Raw genomic sequence first — 14,221 nt, 5'->3', positions numbered from 1 at the left:
AAATATTTTTTATAATGTATTAAATCTTTAATTTTACATTTAATTATACAAAATTATTCTATGAAGACATAGTAATAAAACGTACAAAACTTTCAATTGGTTCGCGTTCAGTTTCGATATTATTTTCTGGGGCACTTGCATCACGATACCCTAACGCCATGCCACAAATAATTTTTTTATCAAAAGGCACTGATAAAAGTGAACGAATTTGTTGATGATAATCAGCAAAAGCAGCTTGAGCACACGTATCTAATCCAAATCCACGTGCTGCTAACATAATAGTTTGCATAAACATACCTAAATCAAGCCAACTCCCCATTTCCATATCATCATCTATTACGAATAAAAGACCAACAGGTGCTCCAAAAAAGAAAAAGTTTTGAGCTTTCTGGAGAAGCATTTTTTCTTGCTCACCTTTTTTAATTCCAAGGCTTTTATAAAGATCTAAACCTATTTTTCTACGTCGAGAAATATAAGGCTCGCGCCATTGACGTGGATAATAATGATGCTCACGCTCCCCTTCTACACCAGATAATACTAATTTTGAGAGTTCATGTCCTACTTGCTGTAAAACTTCTCCTGTAAGAACAATCACTTGCCATGGCTGAAGATTTGCTCCAGAGGGAGCACGTGCTGCAAATTCTAAAATCTCTTTAACCGTTTCTTGTGGAACTGGCTGATCAGTAAAAGCTCTAATTGACCTTCTTGACAAAATAGACTCAAAAATACTAACAGGCGAATTTGTCATTTTTTATCTTTCATATAAATATAAATTTGAATACTGTTTCTTGATGAAAGAATCTGCCGCCAAAAAACTTTATCCTGCTTTTCTCATTCAAATTGCTTATCTACCTTAAAGGTTTACATCCAACGCCTGATTGCGTTTTTTTAAGGTAGATGTACATCCTGGAAATGAAAGACGATCACTGAGTGAATAATTTTTTAATGATTCACTCCCAATTCTGCTAAATTTTCAAAGAAGGTCTCCTCAATGCACTCTAAATCATGCAAAAGTACATCAATATCACGCTGCATTTGTTGTAAATGTGCACGCTTTTTATTAATCCCAGCAATTAACTCTTTAAGCTTCTTTACATCACTAGGCAATTTTTCTACCACAATTAACATATCAGATATCTCAGATAAAGAGAAATTCACTCTTTTAGCTCGCAATATCTGTTTTAATTTATAACGATCTGCTTGTGTATAAAACCGTGTGCTCCCGCGACGAAAAGGTGTAAGAAGCCCCTCTTCTTCATAATAACGCAAAGTCCGAGCAGTTATTGAAAATTCCCGTGTCAGTTCACTAATTGAATAATATCCATACATTTTATCATTCTATTCTCATAGAACATTTTTATCAAAAATGTGTATGTCCTTCATAAAAATTTTAGTTTCCATCTTGCTCTCTATTTTTACTAAAAAATAAAAGATCTTTCCAATAACACAAGTGTTATGTAGCAAAAATTAATGCGTTTTTGAGTTGCTAAAAAAGATTTTTTATCATTCTATTGTGATGCTTTAAATACAATTCACTTTTCCCAATACAATATAGTCTTTCGTCCACAACATATCGGCCTATACTAACTAATTTCGTGCGTTTTAAATTTGAGCGCAAAACAAATTTTTTCGTCATTTGCATGAGATCGCCCCCTAAAACGCCTAAAATTTATATTATAGACGTTCTCATATTATTCTAGCACGCACTGAAGTTATTCAGCAGTTGTGTTATTTGTAGCCATATTAGTTAACATAACTTTAGCCATTTCATTATGACTAGACTTATACCGCTCATCTACAATCAAATCATCACGAACTGCAGCAATACGACGAATTTGAGCAATTGTGCCGCCCGTACCTGCAGGAATGAGACGACCAACAATCACATTTTCCTTTAACCCTTGCAAAGTATCAATTTTCCCAGAAACTGCTGCCTCAGTCAGTACCCGAGTTGTTTCCTGAAATGATGCAGCAGAAATAAACGACGGTGTTTGAAGAGATGCTTTTGTTATTCCAAGAAGGATAGGATTACCAGATGCCGGTCTCTTCCCTTCTGCTTTTAAATTATCGTTGATTTCATCTAACTCAATACGATCAACATTATCACCTGGAATATAACCAGAATCTCCAGATTCAGTAATTTCGACTTTTTGCAACATTTGACGAACGATTACCTCAATGTGCTTGTCATTGATTAAAACACCCTGCAAACGATAAACTTCTTGGATCTCATTAACAAGATAAGAAGCCAGAGCTTCAACACCTTTAATCGCTAAAATATCATGAGGCGCTGGATTACCATCAAGGATATAATCTCCTTTTTCAATCTGGTCACCTTCTTGAAAATGAAATAGCTTACCTTTCGGAATTAAATATTCTACTGGCTCTAGAGTTTCATCATGCGGCTCAATAATAATACGACGCTTATTTTTGTAACCACGACCAAACCGAATTGTACCACCAACTTCAGCAATGATAGCGTGATCCTTTGGACGTCGTGCTTCAAAAAGCTCAGCGACACGCGGCAAACCACCCGTAATATCTTTCGTCTTAGCACTCTCCATTGGTAATCGAGCAATAACATCGCCTGCCTTAACATAGGAACCAGGCTCAACAGAAAGAATGGTTTCCACTGACATCATGTAACGAGCTTCCCCACCTTTATGTAATTTAGCTATAGTTTTGCTCTTTTCATCTGCATGAATGATAATAGCTGGCTTTAAATCAGCACCACGTGGATTAGCGCGCCAATCAACGACTAAGCGCTTTGTAATACCTGTTGATTCATCAGTCGTTTCAGTGACTGATAAGCCATCAACCATATCTTCAAAGCCCACGTAACCATTAACTTCAGTTAGAATTGGACGTGTATAAGGATCCCATTCCGCTATACGCTGACCACATTTAACAATATCACCATCATCAACAAAAATATGTGCACCATAACTAACACGGTGTGCTATACGCTCTTTCCCAGTCTCATCCTTGACAATTATAACCACATTGCGACCCATAACTACCAGATGTCCTTCAGAGTTGCGAACAACATTACGATTGCGAATCTCTATCACACCGTCATAAGATGCTTCTAAATGAGATGAATCAACAACCTGAGCCGTTCCACCTAGATGGAAAGTACGCATCGTAAGCTGAGTTCCAGGTTCCCCAATTGATTGAGCTGCGATAACGCCAACTGCCTCTCCTTGATTAACTGGTGTCCCACGCGCCAAATCGCGCCCATAACACTTAGCACAAACACCAAGACGCGTTTCACATGTTAAAGCAGAGCGGATTTGAACAGACTGAATTCCAGCTTCTTCAATTTTAATAACATCAGGCTCTTCAATCATCGCGCCACCCTCAAGGATAACTTCCCCAGAGATTGGATGCAAAATATCGACAAGCGCTGTACGACCAAGAATTCTTTGACCAAGTGACGCAACAATTTGTCCTGCATCAACAATTGGCTGAATAGTAAGACCCTTTACAGTACCACAATCAACCGCCGAAATAATAGCATCCTGCGCAACATCCACAAGACGTCGTGTTAGATAACCAGAATTAGCAGTTTTTAACGCAGTATCAGCAAGTCCTTTTCGCGCACCATGTGTCGAATTGAAATACTCATTAACAGTCAGACCTTCCTTGAAATTTGAAATAATTGGCGTTTCGATAATTTCACCTGACGGTTTTGCCATCAACCCACGCATACCTGCCAACTGCTTCATCTGATTAGCAGAACCACGCGCACCAGAATGTGACATCATATAAATTGAATTCATTTGTCGCTGACGACCTGTTTTAGGATCAAATTCAACAGCCTGAATACGCTTCATCATTTCATACGCAACACGATCAGTACATTTACCCCAAGCATCTACAACCTTGTTGTATTTTTCACCCTGTGTAATCAAACCATCATTATATTGCTGTTCATATTCTTTAGCCAAGGCTTCTGTCTCTGCAACTAAACGCGACTTGCTATCGGGAATAACCATATCGTCTTTACCAAATGAAATTCCAGCACGACAAGCGTGAGAAAAACCAAGCTGCATAATACGGTCACAGAAAATAACTGTCTCTTTTTGCCCACAATGCCTATAAACTTGATCAATTATTTTTGAAATATTCTTTTTAGTCATTTCCTGATTAACAATATCAAAAGAAATATTTGGATTTCTAGGCAAAAGCTCACCAATAATCAAACGACCAGGCGTTGTATCATAAAGCTTAGGAACATCTTTCCCATCTTGCCCCACATTGTTAAAGCGACCTTTAATTTTCGTATGAAGAGTTATTACCTTATTTTCCAAAGCATGATGCAGCTCACCTATATCTGCAAATGCCATCCCTTCACCTGGCTCTTTTTCCAAAACAATTGAAAGATAATAAAGACCAAGAACCATATCCTGTGAGGGGACAATTATTGGCGCACCATTAGCTGGATGAAGAATATTATTGGTTGACATCATCAAAACACGAGCTTCTAGCTGTGCTTCAAGAGAAAGCGGAACGTGAACTGCCATCTGATCACCATCAAAATCCGCATTAAAAGCAGTACACACTAACGGATGGAGTTGTATAGCTTTTCCCTCAATCAGAATAGGCTCAAAAGCTTGAATGCCCAAACGATGCAGTGTTGGCGCACGATTTAGCAAAACAGGATGCTCACGGATAACCTCATCCAAAATATCCCAAACTTCTGGATGTTCTTTCTCAACGAGTTTTTTTGCCTGCTTCACAGTTGATGAATATCCCTTTGCATCAAGCCGCGCATAAATAAATGGCTTAAATAATTCAAGAGCCATTTTTTTAGGAAGACCACATTGATGCAGCTTTAATCCAGGACCTGTAACAATAACAGAACGACCTGAATAATCGACACGCTTACCTAATAAATTCTGACGAAACCGCCCTTGCTTACCCTTTAACATGTCTGAAAGCGATTTTAATGGACGCTTATTCGCTCCAGTAATTACACGCCCACGACGACCATTATCAAATAATGCATCCACAGCCTCCTGAACCATACGTTTCTCATTACGAACAATGATTCCGGGAGCACGCAGTTCAATTAACCGTTTTAATCTGTTATTACGGTTTATAACTCGTCGATAAAGATCATTCAAATCTGACGTTGCAAAACGACCACCATCGAGAGGAACTAATGGACGCAAATCAGGCGGAATGACCGGAATTGTTTTCATGATCATCCACTCTGGTTTATTGCCAGATTCAAGAAAATTTTCAACAATCTTGAGTCGTTTAATTAACTTTTTTTGCTTTAATTCCGAAGTCGTTTCAGCTAACTCGACACGTAAATCATTCGCGATTTTCTCTAATTCCATACCAGCTAAAAGCTCATAAATAGCTTCAGCACCAATCATAGCTGTAAACTGATCTTCTCCAAATTCGTCAACAGCGAGCATATACTCTTCTTCAGAAAGAAGCTGGTGAAGTTTAAGAGATGTCAAACCTGGTTCTGTTACAATATAATTTTCAAAATAAAGAACCCTTTCAATATCCTTCAAAGTCAAATCTAAAAGGGTAGAAATACGACCTGGTAAAGACTTCAAAAACCAAATATGAGCAACTGGTGCTGCAAGCTCAATATGCCCCATACGCTCACGGCGCACGCGCGATAGAGTAACTTCTACACCACATTTCTCACAGATAATACCTTTATATTTCATGCGCTTATATTTGCCGCATAAACATTCATAATCTTTAATAGGGCCAAATATACGTGCACAAAAAAGACCATCACGCTCTGGTTTAAAAGTCCGATAATTAATAGTTTCAGGCTTCTTAATCTCACCATACGACCAAGACAGAATCTTCTCAGGACTAGCAATTGAGATACGAATAGAGTCAAATGTTTGCGCTGGCGCCTGAGGATTGAAAAGATTCATGACCTCGTGGTTCATGCTGTTCTCCTTCAAAGATTCTTAGAACCTGTTAAAATAAATATCAATTTTATACAGATCTTAATTTAAAACCTGTTGTCATTTTTACACTGTATCTGCGCTATCTTAATAAATTTTTTATTTAGCCTCTCAGCACAGTAAGAACACGCCAATTTAGCGCGCCCCAGAAATTATTGTTCTGCCGTATCGGATAATGCTCGTTGTGCAATGAGCTCACGGGCATCATCAAGTTCTACGTTAAGAGCAAGTGAACGCATTTCTTTCACCAACACATTAAAGCTTTCAGGAATACCAGCTTCAAATGTATCGTCACCACGAACAATTGCTTCATAGACTTTTGTTCGACCAGCTACATCATCCGACTTAACTGTTAACATCTCCTGCAAAGTATATGCAGCTCCATATGCTTCAAGCGCCCAGACCTCCATTTCACCAAAACGCTGCCCCCCAAATTGTGCCTTACCACCTAATGGCTGTTGTGTAACAAGCGAATAAGGCCCTATCGAACGAGCGTGAATCTTATCATCAACAAGGTGATGCAATTTAAGCATATAAATGTAACCTACTGTCACAGGACGATCAAAAGCCTCTCCAGTACGACCATCATAAAGCGTAACTTGTCCTGAACTATCCAAACCTGCATCTTCCAACATCATATTAATATCAGATTCATGAGCTCCATCAAAAACAGGTGTTGCAATCGAAACTCCTTTCTGCATCTGCAACGCTAATTTGTAAAGACTATCATTATCATACTGACGTACTGGTTCATTACGGCCATTATCAGGAATAAAATTTTCTATACGCTGACGTAGAGGAAGTATATCCCCAGTCTCTTGATAAAACTCCACTAAATCACCAATTTTCTTGCCCATACCAGCACAAGCCCAACCAAGATGCGTTTCAAGAATTTGACCAACATTCATACGACTAGGAACACCGAGCGGATTCAACACGATATCAGCATGTGTTCCGTCTTCAAGAAACGGCATATCTTCTATTGGAAGGATACGCGACACAACACCCTTATTGCCATGACGTCCTGCCATCTTATCGCCTGGTTGAATTTTGCGCTTTACTGCTACAAAAACTTTTACCATTTTCATAACACCAGGAGGCATTTCATCGCCTCTTTGAACCTTTTCAACTTTATCCATAAAACGACGTTGTAAAGCTTCTTTCGATTCATCATATTGCTTACGTAAAGCTTCAATTTCATTCTGAAGTTTTTCATCCTCAACAGCAAATTGCCACCATTGTGAGCGTGGGTAATGATCCATAATTACGCTATCAAGCTTCTTATCTTTTGAAAATCCTTTCGGACCTTCTATAGCAAACTTCCCTGTCAACATATCAGAAAGGCGCGCATAAACATTGCGGTCAAGAATCGACTGCTCATCGTCACGGTCTTTAGCCAAACGTTCAATTTCTTCACGTTCTATAGCCATCGCACGTTCATCTTTTCCCACACCATGGCGATTAAAAACACGAACTTCAACAACAGTTCCAAAAGTTCCAGGGGGCATTCGCATAGAAGTATCACGAACATCTGAAGCCTTTTCCCCAAAAATCGCACGCAAAAGTTTTTCTTCTGGCGTCATGGGACTTTCACCTTTTGGTGTAATTTTTCCAACCAAAATATCACCAGGTTGAACCTCAGCACCAATATAAATAATACCAGCCTCGTCAAGATTCCTTAACGCCTCTTCCGCAACGTTGGGAATATCCCGAGTAATCTCTTCTGGTCCAAGCTTTGTATCACGTGCAGCAACTTCAAATTCCTCGATATGAATCGAAGTAAAAACATCATCAGCAACAATGCGCTCGGAAAGTAAAATGGAATCCTCGTAATTATAACCATTCCAAGGCATAAATGCCACAAGAACATTCCGTCCAAGAGCTAAATCTCCAAGATCTGTAGATGGACCATCCGCAATTATATCACCCTTCTCTATTCGATCTCCAACATGCACAAGAGGACGCTGATTAATGCAAGTGGACTGATTAGAACGTTGAAATTTTTGTAAACGATAGATATCAACACCAGATTTTGAAGGATCCAAGTCCTCTGTTGCACGAATAACAATACGTGTTGCATCAACTTGATCGACAATGCCCCCACGTTTTGCACCGATAGCAGCTCCTGAATCGCGAGCAACTACTGACTCCATACCCGTACCAACAAACGGTGCTTCGGCACGTACAAGTGGAACAGCTTGACGCTGCATATTTGATCCCATCAACGCACGATTCGCATCATCATTTTCCAAAAACGGGATAAGAGCAGCAGCTACTGAAACTAACTGTTTAGGCGAAACATCCATCAAATCAACATAATCTCGCGGCGCCATCAAAACTTCACCAGCATGACGGCAGACAACAAACTCTTCAATAAAACGCCCATCAGCATCTAATGAAGAATTAGCTTGTGCTACATAATGTTTCGATTCTTCCATTGCAGAAAGATAAACAACTTCTGTGGTCACTTTACCATCAATAATTTTACGATATGGACTTTCAATGAAACCATATTTATTAACCCTCGCAAACGTCGCTAAAGAATTAATCAAACCAATGTTAGGACCTTCCGGTGTTTCAATTGGACAAATACGACCGTAGTGTGTAGGATGCACATCACGGACTTCGAAACCTGCACGTTCGCGTGTTAAACCTCCTGGACCAAGAGCAGAAAGCCGACGCTTGTGAGTGATTTCTGATAATGGATTAGTTTGATCCATAAACTGTGATAATTGTGAAGAACCAAAAAATTCACGAACCGCCGCCGCCGCTGGTTTTGCGTTAATCAAATCTTGCGGCATAACCGTGTCAATCTCAACCGATGACATCCGTTCTTTTATCGCACGCTCCATCCGAAGTAAACCAATGCGATATTGATTTTCCATCAATTCTCCAACCGATCGAACACGACGATTACCGAGATTATCAATATCATCAATTTCACCACGTCCATCACGTAATTCAACTAACATTTTAACAACAGCAAGAATATCTTCTTGACGCAAAACACGAACTGTGTCCGGACAATCAAGATCCATACGCAAATTCATCTTAACACGCCCAACAGCAGAAAGATCATAACGTTCTGGATCAAAGAATAATGAATGAAATACAGCCTCTGCCGTATCCATTGTAGGCGGCTCACCTGGACGCATTACACGATAAATATCAAATAATGCATCTTGACGACTTTCATTTTTATCTACCTTCAAAGTATTGCGGATATATGCCCCGATATTCATGTGATCAATATCAAGAATATCAATTTGGTCAGCATTAACATCAGACAAAATCTTTAATGTTTTCTCATCAATTTCATCACCAGCTTCAAGATAAATTTCACCTGTCTGATAATTAACTATATCTTCTGCTAAATAAGATCCTAATAAATCATATTCACTGATTTTAACTGCTTTCAGACCTTTTTCAGCTAATGACTTTGCAACACGAGCTGTTAACTTTTTACCAACTTCAGCAACTACTTCACCAGTATCTGCATCAACCAGATCAGAAACAAGTGTCATTCCTTTAAAGCGCTCAACAGAATAAGGGATACGCCATCCATCTCCATCTCGTTCATAAGTAACTTTATTATAAAAAGTCGACAAAATGTCTGATGCATCCATACCCAATGCCATCAAAAAACTCGTAATTGGAATTTTACGCCGTCTATCAATACGAGCATAAATGATATCCTTAGCATCAAACTCAATATCAAGCCAAGAACCACGATAAGGTATCACACGAGCAGCAAAAAGAAGTTTTCCTGATGAATGCGACTTTCCTTTATCATGATCAAAAAAGACACCTGGAGAACGATGCATTTGAGAAACAATAACACGCTCAGTACCATTAACAATAAAAGTACCATTTGCAGTCATTAAAGGCATATCGCCCATATAAACGCCTTGCTCTTTAATATCTTTAATATCTTTTGAACCGGTTTCCTCATCAACATCAAAAACAATCAAACGCAATATAACCTTTAATGGCGCTGCGTAAGTTAAATCACGCTGACGGCATTCTTCAACATCAAATTTTGGTAAATCAAATTCATAACCAACAAACTCGAGCATAGCCGTACCGGAAAAATCCGAAATAGGAAATACAGATTTAAAAACAGCCTGCAAGCCTTCATTTGGACGTCCACCTTTTGGCTCCTTAACCATTAGAAACTGGTCATATGAAGCTTTTTGAACTTCAATAAGATTTGGCATCTCTGCCACTTCAGGAATTTTACCAAAAAATTTGCGTACGCGCTTACGACCATTGAATTGAGACGTCATCGCTAGAGTCTGAGCCATCGTCGCTCCTCGATCTTTACTCTTCAAGGCAGACTAAACCTTGAAAGCCTTACATCATTAACCTGCATATGCAGATCAGTTTAATTGATACCCAATAATGAGCATCACCATATTGCCCCGCTCACACTAACTAATTCATCCACTTAGCTTTAAAGATGAGATATTAAATAAAACAAACACCCACTACAGCTACGAAATCATTTAAAAGGGCTTTATGAATCTCCTTCCCTCTCAAAAAGAGAAGAAAATGGCGAACATTAATGCTCGCCAATAAACTTAAATTCATTTAAGCTCAACTTTAGCACCAGCAGCTTCAAGTTGAGATTTAATTTTCTCTGCTTCGTCTTTAGAAACACCCTCTTTAATAGGTTTAGGTGCTCCTTCAACCAAATCTTTAGCCTCTTTAAGACCAAGACCAGTAAGAGCACGAACTTCCTTAATGACATTAATTTTCTGGGCACCACCATTAACAAGAACAACATCAAATTCCGTTTTTTCTTCAACAGCTGGAGCAGCCGCGCCACCAACAGCAGCAACTGCTACAGGAGCTGCAGCAGAAACTCCCCATTTTTCCTCTAACAATTTAGAAAGCTCTGCCGCTTCCAAAAGAGTTAAACTAGAAAGATCTTCTACGATTTTCGTTAGATCAGCCATTTTAAATTCCTTTAATTAAAAAATTTGAACCACATTTAAAACTTATTCATAAAAAATAGAATAGCATTAAAGCCCTTCCATCAACATGAACACAAAACAGTCTTAAGCTGCCTCGTCTTTCTGAGCATACGCACCAATAACACGCGCAATCTGACCAGCAGGAGCATTAACAACCTGCGCAATACGAGTAGCAGGGGTAGAAACCATACCCACAAGTTTAGCTCGTAATTCATTCAATGAAGGTAATGAAGCCAAAGACTTCACTGCATCCACACTTAAATTGGTTGCACCCATTGAACCACCAAGAATGACAAATCGATCATTGCTTTTTGCAAAATCAACAGCAACTTTTGGTGCTGTAATTGGATCTTCCGAATAAGCAATAAGAGTCTGCCCAGTGAACAGATCCATTATTGATTCAGATTCCGTGCCTTGAAGAGCGATTTTAGCAAGACGATTTTTGGCGACTTTAATAGCACCGCCAGCTTCACCCATTCTTGAACGAAGGTCGTTCATTTGTGAAACTGTCAGACCAGAATAATGCGCAACAATAACGGAACCAGACTTTTGAAAAGCCTCATTCAGCCATGTAACAAATTCGCGTTTTTCCGCTTTATTCACTGTCTCTCTCCATATAACAGATTTGATTAAAACAAATCTGTTGGTTACCTTTGATAGCATGTACTTCATACTATCGATGAGGATCCTGTCCCCTTTTTACGCACAGCGACAAAAGGCAACCTTGGCTCAAACCCTTTAAGTCTTCTAACTCTATAGCTTTTACCCCAGTCTCATGTAGGCTTTATGATTAAGACACTCAACGTATCGCCCACAATCTCGGACAGGATATTCCGAAATTTCTTTCGGTGTAACCTAAGCTCAATAAAGCTTAGATAGAAAAATTCCAATAAAAACCTAACACTTTAAATAAAACTTGAAACTCATATACCAAAAACAAAACTATACATTAGCCTATGTCTATTCTACACGAATCGTCGCAGGGTCAACTTTAATACCAACACCCATCGTTGAAGAAACTGCAACACGTTTAATATACTCACCTTTCGCACCTTGCGGCTTAACTTTAACAACAGCACTGACAAAAGCTTTAATATTTTCTACTATCTTCTCAACTCCAAAAGATGCTTTACCGATACCAGCATGAACAATACCGGCTTTCTCAACTCGAAACTCAACGGCACCGCCCTTAGAAGCCTTTACAGCACCAGAGACATCAAGTGTCACAGTACCAACTTTGGGATTTGGCATCAAACTTCGTGGACCAAGAATTTTACCAAGACGCCCAACAAGCGGCATCATATCTGGAGTTGCAATACAACGATCAAAATTGATTATCCCACTATTAACGCTTTCAAATAAATCTTCAGCTCCCACAATATCCGCACCAGCAGCTTTGGCTTCCTCTGCTTTGTCTCCACGTGCAAAAACCGCAACACGCACGTTTCTCCCAGATCCATTAGGCAAATGAGCAACACCCCTAACCATTTGATCTGCATGACGGGGATCAACACCCAAGTTCATTGAAATCTCAATTGTTTCATCAAACTTAGCAACCGCACGCTCTTTAATCATAGAAACAGCATCTGCTAAAGCATAAAGCTCATTAAAATCGATATCTTTACGGATATTTTTTATCCTTTTTGCTATTTTTCCCATAACATTAATCCACCACTTTTAAGCCCATAGAGCGAGCAGAACCTTCAATCATACGCATTGCTGCCTCAATGTCATTTGCATTAAGATCCTTCATCTTAATTTCCGCAATTGAATGAATTTTATCACGAGAAATGCTCCCAACAGATACCTTACCAGGATCTTTTGAACCAGACTTTAAGTTCGCTTCCTTCTTCAAGAAAAATGATACAGGAGGTGTTTTTAAAGAAAACGTAAAAGATTTATCTTGATAATAAGTAATAATTACTGGTATCGGCGAGCCTTTTTCCATTTCCTGTGTAGCCGCATTAAACGCCTTACAAAATTCCATAATGTTAATGCCACGCTGACCGAGAGCAGGACCAATCGGTGGAGACGGAGTAGCTGCTCCTGCAGGAACCTGCAATTTTAGCTGACCTATACTTTTTTTTGCCATAATAATCTGCCTTCAATTTAACTGATAAACTGACAACTCACCTTGCCAGTTATCTTCTGCAGTTTCGTGGTTCGGATCATTAGGACGACAAAAGCCCAACATCACCTCCCACCAATTACTTAAAGTAACCAAATCACTTCAAGCTTCGTCAAAGTTTTTCAACTTGACTAAATTCTAAATCAACAGGTGTAGGACGCCCAAAAATTAACACCTCAACCTTAAGACGCGAGCGTTCTTCTTCAACCTCTTGAACAATACCATTAAACGAAATAAAAGGTCCATCAGCAACGCGAACTTGCTCACCAACTTCAAACAACACAGAGGACTTTGGAGATTCAACACCTTCCTGAACTTGTTTAAGGATTTGTTCGGCTTCCCGATCAGAAATGGGAACAGGACGTGAATCCGAACCCAAAAAGCCTGTAACTTTAGGAGTATTTTTAACAAGATGATAAACCTCATCTGTCAATTCAGCTCGAAGAAGAACATAACCAGGAAAAAATTTACGCTCAGTATCAACCTTACGACCACGACGAATCTCAACAACACGCTCGGTTGGAACAAAAATCTTTTCAAATAAATGATCAAGCTTTTTCTGCTTTGCTTCTTTGCTAATAGCCTCTGCTACCTTCTTTTCAAAATTTGAATACGCCTGGACGATATACCAATGAGCAACCACAATCACACTTCCTTACACTATCAACTAAAAAGATACTTCAGGAGATCAATACCCTGCCACACACTAAAATGCATAACCTGATCCACAATAAAAAAGAAAGCTGAAGCCAATGCAGTCACCAACAACACCATAACACTGGAAATTACCGTCTCACGGCGTGTAGGCCACTTCACTTTAGCTGTTTCTGCATACACTTGCTTTAAAAAAGTAATTGGATTGGTTTTAAATGCCATCAGTCACACTATATCTCTCTTAAACCCTATTGTGATTTATACTACAAAACAAATATTATAGAAACGCAAAAGCTAATTTCTAATCTCACACAACCCTTCTAATACATTCAATAACGATTCACACATAAAAAAACAAGCCCCACACAAAAAAAAGCAAAGAAGGCAGCAAACCTACCTTCTCACTGAAATACCTCTATTCCACATTTGGCAGGGGCAGCAGGGCTTGAACCCGCGACCTGCGGTTTTGGAGACCGCCGCTCTACCAACTGAGCTATACCCCTAATTTTGAAAACCAT

10 protein-coding genes and 1 tRNA gene are annotated in these 14,221 nt (G+C 39.2%); all 11 read right to left on the bottom strand.

Translation table 11 applies throughout. The features are described from left to right. Positions 1-58 precede the first annotated feature (58 nt). Positions 59-748 carry a nitroreductase gene (locus WCP78_RS03540; protein ID WP_336279145.1) on the bottom strand — a complete coding sequence of 230 codons (690 nt, stop codon included), beginning with the start codon at positions 746-748 and terminating at the stop codon, positions 59-61. 194 nt (positions 749-942) lie between these two features. Continuing rightward, the gene (locus WCP78_RS03535) at positions 943-1,329 is read right to left on the bottom strand and encodes a MerR family transcriptional regulator (protein ID WP_336279144.1); all 387 of its coding nucleotides are present in this window, start codon (positions 1,327-1,329) and stop codon (positions 943-945) included. A gap of 383 nt (positions 1,330-1,712) precedes the next feature. Then, a complete protein-coding gene (gene rpoC, locus WCP78_RS03530; protein WP_336279143.1) occupies positions 1,713-5,927 on the bottom strand; it encodes a DNA-directed RNA polymerase subunit beta' in 4,215 nt (1,404 codons plus the stop codon). A gap of 170 nt (positions 5,928-6,097) precedes the next feature. Then, complete coding sequence (gene rpoB / locus WCP78_RS03525) at positions 6,098-10,249, bottom strand: DNA-directed RNA polymerase subunit beta (protein WP_336279142.1); 4,152 nt, start codon at positions 10,247-10,249, stop codon at positions 6,098-6,100. Positions 10,250-10,531: 282 nt separating this feature from the next. Beyond that, positions 10,532-10,903 carry a 50S ribosomal protein L7/L12 gene (gene rplL / locus WCP78_RS03520; protein WP_336279141.1) on the bottom strand — a complete coding sequence of 124 codons (372 nt, stop codon included), beginning with the start codon at positions 10,901-10,903 and terminating at the stop codon, positions 10,532-10,534. 102 nt (positions 10,904-11,005) lie between these two features. Then, a complete protein-coding gene (gene rplJ / locus WCP78_RS03515) occupies positions 11,006-11,524 on the bottom strand; it encodes a 50S ribosomal protein L10 (protein WP_336279140.1) in 519 nt (172 codons plus the stop codon). 357 nt (positions 11,525-11,881) lie between these two features. Next, positions 11,882-12,580 (bottom strand): 50S ribosomal protein L1, encoded by a 699-nt coding sequence (gene rplA, locus WCP78_RS03510; RefSeq protein WP_336279139.1) that lies wholly within the window; start codon positions 12,578-12,580, stop codon positions 11,882-11,884. Between the two features lie 4 nt (positions 12,581-12,584). Continuing rightward, positions 12,585-13,013 carry a 50S ribosomal protein L11 gene (gene rplK, locus WCP78_RS03505; RefSeq protein WP_336279138.1) on the bottom strand — a complete coding sequence of 143 codons (429 nt, stop codon included), beginning with the start codon at positions 13,011-13,013 and terminating at the stop codon, positions 12,585-12,587. Positions 13,014-13,161: 148 nt separating this feature from the next. Then, positions 13,162-13,692 (bottom strand): transcription termination/antitermination protein NusG, encoded by a 531-nt coding sequence (gene nusG, locus WCP78_RS03500; protein ID WP_336279137.1) that lies wholly within the window; start codon positions 13,690-13,692, stop codon positions 13,162-13,164. A gap of 20 nt (positions 13,693-13,712) precedes the next feature. Beyond that, entirely contained in the window at positions 13,713-13,925 is a 213-nt protein-coding gene (gene secE / locus WCP78_RS03495; protein ID WP_336279136.1) for a preprotein translocase subunit SecE, read from the bottom strand. 205 nt (positions 13,926-14,130) lie between these two features. Continuing rightward, a tRNA-Trp gene (locus WCP78_RS03490) sits at positions 14,131-14,206 on the bottom strand. Positions 14,207-14,221: the final 15 nt, after the last annotated feature.

It is taken from the genome of Bartonella occidentalis (genome assembly GCF_037070875.1).
In the GTDB taxonomy this organism is placed as follows: Bacteria; Pseudomonadota; Alphaproteobacteria; order Rhizobiales; family Rhizobiaceae; genus Bartonella.
Note: the sequence above shows the minus strand (reverse complement) of the source record. Positions and strands in the feature narration are given on the sequence as shown.